9 protein-coding genes are annotated in these 8,048 nt (G+C 41.8%); 8 read left to right on the top strand and 1 reads right to left on the bottom strand.

The features are described 5' to 3' along the window. Positions 1 to 198 precede the first annotated feature (198 nt). Positions 199 to 1,338, top strand: coding sequence for a hypothetical protein (locus Q8J68_RS01835; RefSeq protein WP_305309857.1), 1,140 nt, complete (start codon positions 199 to 201; stop codon positions 1,336 to 1,338). Here Q8J68_RS01835 and Q8J68_RS01830 read toward each other — a convergent pair. After that, positions 1,303 to 1,716, bottom strand: a complete 414-nt coding sequence (locus Q8J68_RS01830) for a hypothetical protein (RefSeq protein ID WP_305309856.1) — start codon at positions 1,714 to 1,716, stop codon at positions 1,303 to 1,305. The genes Q8J68_RS01835 and Q8J68_RS01830 overlap by 36 nt on opposite strands. A gap of 123 nt (positions 1,717 to 1,839) precedes the next feature. Here Q8J68_RS01830 and Q8J68_RS01825 point away from each other — a divergent pair, with 123 nt between their 5' ends. From Q8J68_RS01825 to Q8J68_RS01790, 7 genes are all read left to right on the top strand, one after another. Continuing rightward, the gene (locus tag Q8J68_RS01825; RefSeq protein WP_305309855.1) at positions 1,840 to 2,412 is read left to right on the top strand and encodes a hypothetical protein; all 573 of its coding nucleotides are present in this window, start codon (positions 1,840 to 1,842) and stop codon (positions 2,410 to 2,412) included. A 16-nt stretch (positions 2,413 to 2,428) separates the two neighbouring features. Further along, positions 2,429 to 3,139 (top strand): hypothetical protein, encoded by a 711-nt coding sequence (locus Q8J68_RS01820; RefSeq protein WP_305309854.1) that lies wholly within the window; start codon positions 2,429 to 2,431, stop codon positions 3,137 to 3,139. A 737-nt stretch (positions 3,140 to 3,876) separates the two neighbouring features. Continuing rightward, entirely contained in the window at positions 3,877 to 4,206 is a 330-nt protein-coding gene (locus Q8J68_RS01810) for a hypothetical protein (RefSeq protein WP_305309853.1), read from the top strand. A gap of 502 nt (positions 4,207 to 4,708) precedes the next feature. After that, positions 4,709 to 5,668 carry a beta-ribofuranosylaminobenzene 5'-phosphate synthase gene (locus tag Q8J68_RS01805; protein WP_305309852.1) on the top strand — a complete coding sequence of 320 codons (960 nt, stop codon included), beginning with the start codon at positions 4,709 to 4,711 and terminating at the stop codon, positions 5,666 to 5,668. Between the two features lie 113 nt (positions 5,669 to 5,781). Continuing rightward, the gene (locus tag Q8J68_RS01800; protein WP_370867583.1) at positions 5,782 to 6,705 is read left to right on the top strand and encodes an NOP5/NOP56 family protein; all 924 of its coding nucleotides are present in this window, start codon (positions 5,782 to 5,784) and stop codon (positions 6,703 to 6,705) included. Then, complete coding sequence (locus Q8J68_RS01795; RefSeq protein ID WP_305309851.1) at positions 6,705 to 7,400, top strand: fibrillarin-like rRNA/tRNA 2'-O-methyltransferase; 696 nt, start codon at positions 6,705 to 6,707, stop codon at positions 7,398 to 7,400. The genes Q8J68_RS01800 and Q8J68_RS01795 overlap by 1 nt, the downstream gene beginning before the upstream one ends. Positions 7,401 to 7,579: 179 nt before the next feature. Continuing rightward, positions 7,580 to 8,048 (top strand): small multi-drug export protein (locus tag Q8J68_RS01790; protein WP_305309850.1); only part of this gene is annotated, 469 nt, incomplete at its 3' end.

The following is an 8,048-nucleotide window of genomic DNA, read 5'->3' as shown; positions in this document are numbered from 1 at the left end:
TCTGATGAAAGATGATGCTCTATCAGAATTTGTTCTGGTTTAGCCATGAAATATAGTTATACTTATTAAGTAATAAATGTTTGGTTAATAACTATAAACAAAAGAAAGTTGGTTGAAAATTTAAGGTTGACTCATCCAGACTGTAATTATTATCTATATTTCTGTTCCACTGCCTTTGAGAAATTATTAGAGAGCGGATTGAGTCGTTTAGAAAAGTTGTTTTGGGGTTCAGAAGAAGATTGTTTCAAAAAAACTATTGTAATAGTTTTAAATCATGACATTTATTTGGAGGGTACATATTTTTCGGTCATTAGTGGCAACCATATTGACCAACTAAATCAATTAATATCAAAACCGTTGGAAAACCCAGACAACCTGAGAAACATGTACGACATTTGCCAGAATAATCTGAATTGGCAAACACCTTGGCTTAATCACCTTACGCCGTTGCATTTAGAAATAACAGAATGTGATAATCCAATTGATTTAATGGCTCAACGATTGTTTCTTCACCAAATTAATAGCATCTTATTGTACACAGCTGGTAAAACGACTGGTAACAATAGAGGGCCACTTGCTTCAACATATGCAGGTGCGAATCATAATATAGAAATTGAACTTGCGGCAGACACATCGCTGATTAGAGATGATGTTTTATCAGATATCAAAAATTTAATGAAAACGCTGAGATGGGCATATGATGATGAGTCTAATTGTTCAGCTGACCGCCTGACATTTACGCAAATTGTAATAGCACAAGCTTTGAACAGTGCTACTCCTTCTGATAGGTACAAATTATTAATCCATAATTCTGAAGTTATTTATCAAAGTTTGATATGGCACTGGAGAGCTTTTATTGGAAAAAAAGTAGATGGCTACGTGTCGCAAGTTCAGGTCTTAGAAAAAGATGTTTCTGATACTGTTCAAGCATTTTCGAATCAAATCACAAACATAGTCAAAAATCTAACAGAAACTATGTTGGCAGCAGTTGCAGTATTAATTGGTTCATCTATAGCTGCCCTTGTTAGTGAGGATCCTAATCCAAATATAATTGCAATAGTAATAGCATCGTATGCTATCTATGTTCTCTTATTCCCATTAATTTACAATATGTTGTACCAACATGAACAGTATAAAACATTGTCTGACAACTTTGATCATAGAAAAAAACGTTTTGGAGAACAACTTTATCCTGAAAAAGTTAATGAGATTATTGGCGACCAAATCGACAATTCTAAGAACAGATTCAAGAAATGGTATTATGCTACATTATTGATTTACACAGGAGTATTTTTGCTTTCCTTAGCTGCTGCATTTAAAGCAGCTGGTTATATTTGATTTAATCACTATTATTGAAGAGTAAAAGGAAAGAGATCTGCGTGTGTTGTCACTAGGTGATTTGATCTTACCAATTCTCAGTAATATATTTGATAAAATATGGCTAGGCATACGATCTAAATATACGGACATTGTTATTCTTCTAGGATTAACCTTTATAGTTTTCAAATTAATATCTCCCTCTTCCCTTACCCTTCTCTGAATATCCTGAAATGTACTCCTTCCTATTCCTCTTGACTCAGCTTTCTTTTGTGGCATATTGAGAATCCTTTTCATGATTTTCTCTTTATTCCTAAACTCCGAGGCTCTCTTAATCCCTAGAGACTGCTCATCAATACTATTGGCTTCCTCCCCAAAGTGCAATCCTCTTTCAGACATCAGATGTCTCCTTTCCCGTGCCATGATTTAGAGCTCGAATCATACCCCTCGCATTTATGGGATGGGCAATAGTGATCTCAGAAAAACGCAACGGTATATTTTTAGTTAAGGACGTGAGGTTAATTGAAAGATCAAGAAAAAACGGAACTTTTAAAACACTCATATTTTTATCATATAACATCTATCAAAGAATTAGAGCTATATCCACGTGGGGCCTTAAAAATGATTGTCTCTCCTTATAAAGTACTAAATGATTATGGAATTGATACTTCAATATTAACAAATTACAAAGTTCTCATTTTACCTGAAAATATAGAGGATAAAAATGAAGACGAATTTAAAGATACTATAGATTCATTATCCTTATATAAAAACTTAAAAGCAAGCCGCATTGAATGTGCTAATTCAAATGATTTAGGGCTCGATACATACTTCTTTGAGAGAAGAGGAGCAGATATTTGGTTAGGGACAGTATGGATTCTTGAAAACGTAGTTGTTCCTTTTGTTCTATTTGCTATTTGCGATAAAATTAATAACCACAAAAAAAATGAAACTGAAGAAGATATTTCAGCTTTAAAGGTTTTGGAGACACAGGTTCATTTAAATCTACGCTTTCCAAATGGCAGTAAAATCAAATATGATGGGGATGCTAAGACTCTATCATTAATACTAGAAACCTTTGCAAAAAGAGAATAGAAAGGGAGTTTTGAAAATGGATAATATTCATTTCCAATATGAAATTTCTACTGCTTATCGTACATGTATCTCTTTTCTTTCTAAAAATGACTTTGATGATGCAAAAAAAGTCACTGACAGGGTTCTAAATAAGTGTAGACTGGTATTAGATAAAAATCAACCAGATGTTGAGGAAACAAAAAACCAAGCTCTTGTTGTTGGGATATTGTTTAGAGGTCTACAAAATCTAATCGATTTACAGATAATTACAAGTTCTTCTGATTGGAAAAAACAGCCAAAAAATGTTGAGAAGGCTTGGATATTGCTTTGCGATTTTAGGGAACGAATACATTATATCTCTCACTACATCCCTTCAGATACTATTAAAGTTTTGATTGAACAAATTGCTTACTTTGAAAGTGTTTTTTTGAAAGAATATGGGCAAGGTCTCTATATGAGCCCTGAAATGCTTATTAAAAAATTAACATGTAATGTTTGTGGAGAAGACCTTCGAATTTGCGATCACGAGCCTAGAATAATTTATAATGGAGTTTTATGTATGGGTATTCCTGAAGAGATAATACCAAAGGGGGCGTCTCTTGTGGATAATCCTGCAGACCACCGTTGTCGTATTTGGTCTTGGAACACCAAAAAAGCAAATGAAACAGATCCTTCGTTAACAGTTACTGGTATTATGTTAACTTCTTTTAGACTTGATGATTTTATTGACGTAGACAAGCAACCCTAGCTTCCAACATATTTTTAAACGCGAATAATCAGATTAGATATAAAATCTTTCAAACCCCTTCCCACAACTCCAATCTTTCCCGTACATGAGCATTAAGCGTAAAAGGTTTGTCAGCTTCAGCATTTTTCTACATGTAATGGAGAGTCATGTGTCATCGGTTAAGAAGAGAATTTCACCAGTAGCTGTAATTTATCAAACAGTTGACTAAAATTCGAGCATGTCATATACCGGAACATGATATTGATTTCATAAAAATTGACCATAAATCACGGTAGACATTTAGCATAAAATCGATAGCTGTCAGTCAAAAAATTCTCCTTAACCGATGACCGATGAATCTCTATTACAGCTGACCTTGTATTTCATTTAAAAAGAAGTCCCATATTTCCTGAGCAGGCTTCTTACAGGCACCCCCCGATGAACTGGAATTTGTCCTGCAAAATTTCCGTAATTTGCATCGTAAACTCTCCGGGATCTTTTGATTGGGCTTTATGAGGCACAGTTCTTTGTAAACAGTCAGACACACAACGTTTTTACGTGAGTTCTTAAATACCTCCAATAAAGCGTTATATGTATCCGCATCATAGTCTGGTGCTCTCATATTCAACAATCATTAGAGTTTTATTGATATATTGATACTTTTTACCGTAATGTTATAAATAGCACCATCGGAACGAAACAAATAAACATATGGAACTCTTTCATCTCTACATTGGGTTATTAAGGGTGAAAAATAGATGTACATCAAAACGAAGTGTCCGGTATGCGGGGAAGACTCTTTCCACTGCATTAAATTGCATCAGAGAAATGCCTACATAGGAGATCGGAAGATCTCATGGGTAACTTCTGCTGAAGTAACTGACACCTGCTCTCCGGAAGAGCTGGTCGAGTCAGTCATGTACGAGCTCGCGAGCCATGTATACGACGGCATCACAACTCGTGAGCTCTGCAGGATCCTGAGAGAAAAGTTCAGTGTCCTGGAGCAATACTGCTGTGATATTGTCCAGCGGCTAAAGAATGAGATGTACATGTACTGTCCTGACAGGCAGCACCTATACTATGTATAACTCCGAATAATATAACAATTTATTTATAGTAAAGGATTATTCTATCTTTAGAATTGTGTGGAGAGGCGCCTGGAAACCACCACGCTTTAAGGCGCCTCTCTCCTAACGAATCCGAGATGTTCCCCAACATCTCTCAACTAATCCACTCCCGTGTTGCGGCTCATTTCCCCCACGACCCGCAATACCTACTAAGTCTTTGTTTTACTTAACCTAAACTCTGTTTAATATCGGACTGAGCTTTATTTTTGGTTGGCAACACATTTTATCAAGCCCTTGTAAACCCGCCTATGCGTATAAGATTATACCAGTGGTATAATAACAAAGGTACTAAAAACAAGTACTAATGTTCTGAATCATGTGAGCAAGTTATTAGTACTATAACTAAAGATTACTTTATGCGACATGCACAACTTTTTAAATCTGCAAATACTATTACATTCTATTAGCATCCCGATTGCAAACTGGTAATGTTTAATAGTATGCTGAACTGATAGACATCTTCATGATCAGAATAACGTCACCTTCCAGGTTACATCTGACACTTATCGATATGAACGCATCGCAGGGCCGGATAGATGGCGGTGCGGGCATATCGCTGAGTTCTCCTCAGGTGGTCATATCAGCACAGAAGTCTGATGTGGTAGAGGTCACAGGCGGACCCATACTGAAGGGCAGGATCGAAACTGCAGCCAGGAAGGTCCTTCCAGAAGGCGAGGGTGTGCGTATAACAATTGAAGAGGACATGTTCTCACATGTAGGTCTGGGATCCGGTACCCAGGCTGCACTGTCGGCTGCAACTGCTGTCAATGAACTGTATGGCCTGGGGATGAGCGTGCGGGAGCTTGCAATCGCCGTAGGTCGCGGAGGTACGTCCGGTATAGGTGTTGCTTCTTTTGAGACCGGCGGTTTTATCGTTGACGGTGGTCATAGGTTCAGCGACAAGGGCTCTTTTTCACCGTCATCTGCGAGCAGGGCAGACCCGGCACCGGTACTTTTCAGGCATGACTTCCCCGACTGGGAAATAGTACTAGCTCTTCCGGATGTACAGGGTGCCTATGACGCAAACGAGGTTGATATCTTCCGCAAGGCCTGCCCTATACCTCTGGAACAGGTGCAGCAGTTGTCCCATATAATTCTCATGAAAATGATGCCTGCTGTCGTTGAAAAAGATATAGAGGCATTCGGACATGCTGTTAATCACATTCAGAGCCTGGGCTTCAAGCGATATGAAGTGGAACTGCAGCACCAGGTGGTTCGGGATGTGATGATGCTTATGCAGGAATCAGGCGCATACGGAGCAGGCATGAGCTCGTTCGGACCTGCGGTCTATGCGGTTGTGGACAACACAGAGGATGCTTCCAACATTATGCAGGATGCACAGGACCTGCTGGATAGCACTATCGGTGGAAAGGTTATGATCACAAGGGCAAATAACACAGGCGCAGAAATAAAGGAGGTATAGGCCTGGAATTCATTGCATGGTTTGGCAGGCTTAACGTCAACGAACAGGGAGAGGTAACGGGCTGCCAGCTTTTAGGGAAGGATCCGGCTGAACTGGCTGAGAGGCTTCTGGCAGTGCAGGAGAGTGGCCAGGGTGCCGCGCTGCAAGACCTTGACCTGAGGCAGGCTGCTATTGACTCATGTTTTGTTGAGCTGGACGAAGAGTATGATATCCTCCTGCGGGAAGTCTGTATAAGGGCTGCCAAGAGCAGGATATCAAGTAATGATACCGATGACAGACGCATCATACAGGCGGTCCAGGCGCTGGATGATATCGACAGGAATTCCAATGAGCTCAGTGAACGCCTGCTCGAATGGTACGGTGCCTATTTCCCTGAGCTGGAGCTTACGGGCGAGCCTCTGGCACGGTTTGTTTCCACTTTCGGTTCGCGGGCAAATGTGCCTGAAAGCCACCCGATTTTTGTGAAGGCGTCAATGTCCATGGGCTCTGAACTCTCTTTTGCAGACGAGGAACTCCTGAGAACCTTTGCCTTGAACCTGTGCAGTCTCTATGACACACGCAGGCACATCGAGAGCTACATTGTGAAGGCTATGGGTTCCTTGGCACCGAACCTGTCAGATATTGCAGGTGCACTGCTTGGAGCCAGACTGATAAGCATGGCCGGAAGCCTGCAGAAGCTTGCCAGCTTTCCTTCTAGCACAGTGCAGGTCATAGGCGCACACAGGGCTCTCTTCAAGCACCTTCGGGGCAATACACCACCCCCAAAGCATGGCATAATCTTCAATAACGTTGTTATCAAGAACGCACCCTGGTGGCAGAGGGGTAAACTTGCCAGATCCTTTGCTTCAAAGATAAGCCTTGCAGCAAGGACGGACTTCTATACAGGCAAGCGGGATCCATCTATCAGGGAAAATATGGATAAGAAACTGAACGCTATTCGCACAGCTAATCCCTCTCCGCCGAAAAGGGAGTCAAAACCTACGGGGAAACCCGGCTCCAGGGGCAAAAGCAGAAATAAGAAAGGAGGCAGGCGATAATGCCGGTTGAAGAATTGAGTGACGGTATATTCCGTATTAATGTCGATGACAGGGAAATGCTTGCCACGAAAAACCTCATGTCGGGTATCAGTGTGTACGGTGAGCGCCTCATAGTTGAGGAAGACGTGGAATATCGCCAGTGGGACCCCAACAGAAGCAAGCTCGGAGCCATGGTGCTCAAGAATTTCGAGATTCCCCTTCATTATGATTCCGCGGTGCTCTACCTTGGCGCAGCATCGGGCACTACAGTAAGCCATGTCTCCGATATACTCCGGGACGGCCTGGTCTACGCGGTGGAATTCTCCCCCCGCACCATGCGTGACCTGCTGCAGCTCTGCGACCAGCGCCCCAACATCATCCCGATACTGGCAGACGCCAACAAACCCCAATCCTACGCCCATATAGTGGAAAAAGTGGATGTCATCTTCCAGGACGTGGCCCAGCCCAACCAGGCCGAGATAGCCGCCATCAACTCAAAATACTTCCTCGAACAGCACGGCCACCTCATGCTCTCCATCAAGTCAAGGAGCATCGACACAGTAGCCAGCCCCAAACGCATATTCAAGGAAGAGGTCCAGAAACTGGAAACCGGCTTTGACGTGGAGTTCGAGGTATTGCAGAGAAAAGAACTGGACCCGTTCCACGAGGATCACCTGGGTCTGGTGGCGCGGATGTTCGTGGATGATGAGGAATGAAGGATTAACGATAGAAAGAAGGCTAAAAGAGGGTTATAGAGTTTATTCTCTTATGTTTTGTTTCATATCTATTTGACTTAGTAAACCAAATAATTGCCAGTTCATTTCATCAGGCAGGAAATATTTGTCATATACTGTTGTTCAATAAGCCTATATATTCCGGGATAATTGATTCATCAATGATTGGAATGGACACACTGTATGATGCTGAGGGAATGGTAGCTTATGCTCTGGTGTTCATACTGGCAGCTGTTCCGTGGATAGAGTTGCTTGTGGTCATTCCTCCGGGGATTGCCCTTGGCCTGGACCCTCTTGCTGTTGCCTTATTGGCGTTTTCAGGGAATCTGGCCACAGTATATCTTCTCGTATATGCACATCATTCATTGAATTCCGTCTGGAAAAGGTTCAGGATGGGTGAGGAGGACCGGCCATCTTCAGGCAAAAAGAAGAAGGTTGTGCGCATATGGGACAGATATGGCCTGCCAGGGCTGGCGTTGATATCACCTATCATTACAGGCACACATTTTGCTGCTCTCATTGCCCTGGGTCTGGGTTCAAAGAAGTACCCTATTGTGCTGTGGATGAGCCTGAGCATTCTGATGTGGACGATTGTGGTTACCGTAGCTTCCTATTATGGGATAGAGAGCC

Source organism: Methanolobus sp. (genome assembly GCF_030682845.1).
Taxonomy (GTDB): domain Archaea; phylum Halobacteriota; class Methanosarcinia; order Methanosarcinales; family Methanosarcinaceae; genus Methanolobus.
The sequence above is the reverse complement of the archived record's forward strand: the minus strand, read 5'-3'. Positions and strand labels throughout refer to the sequence as shown.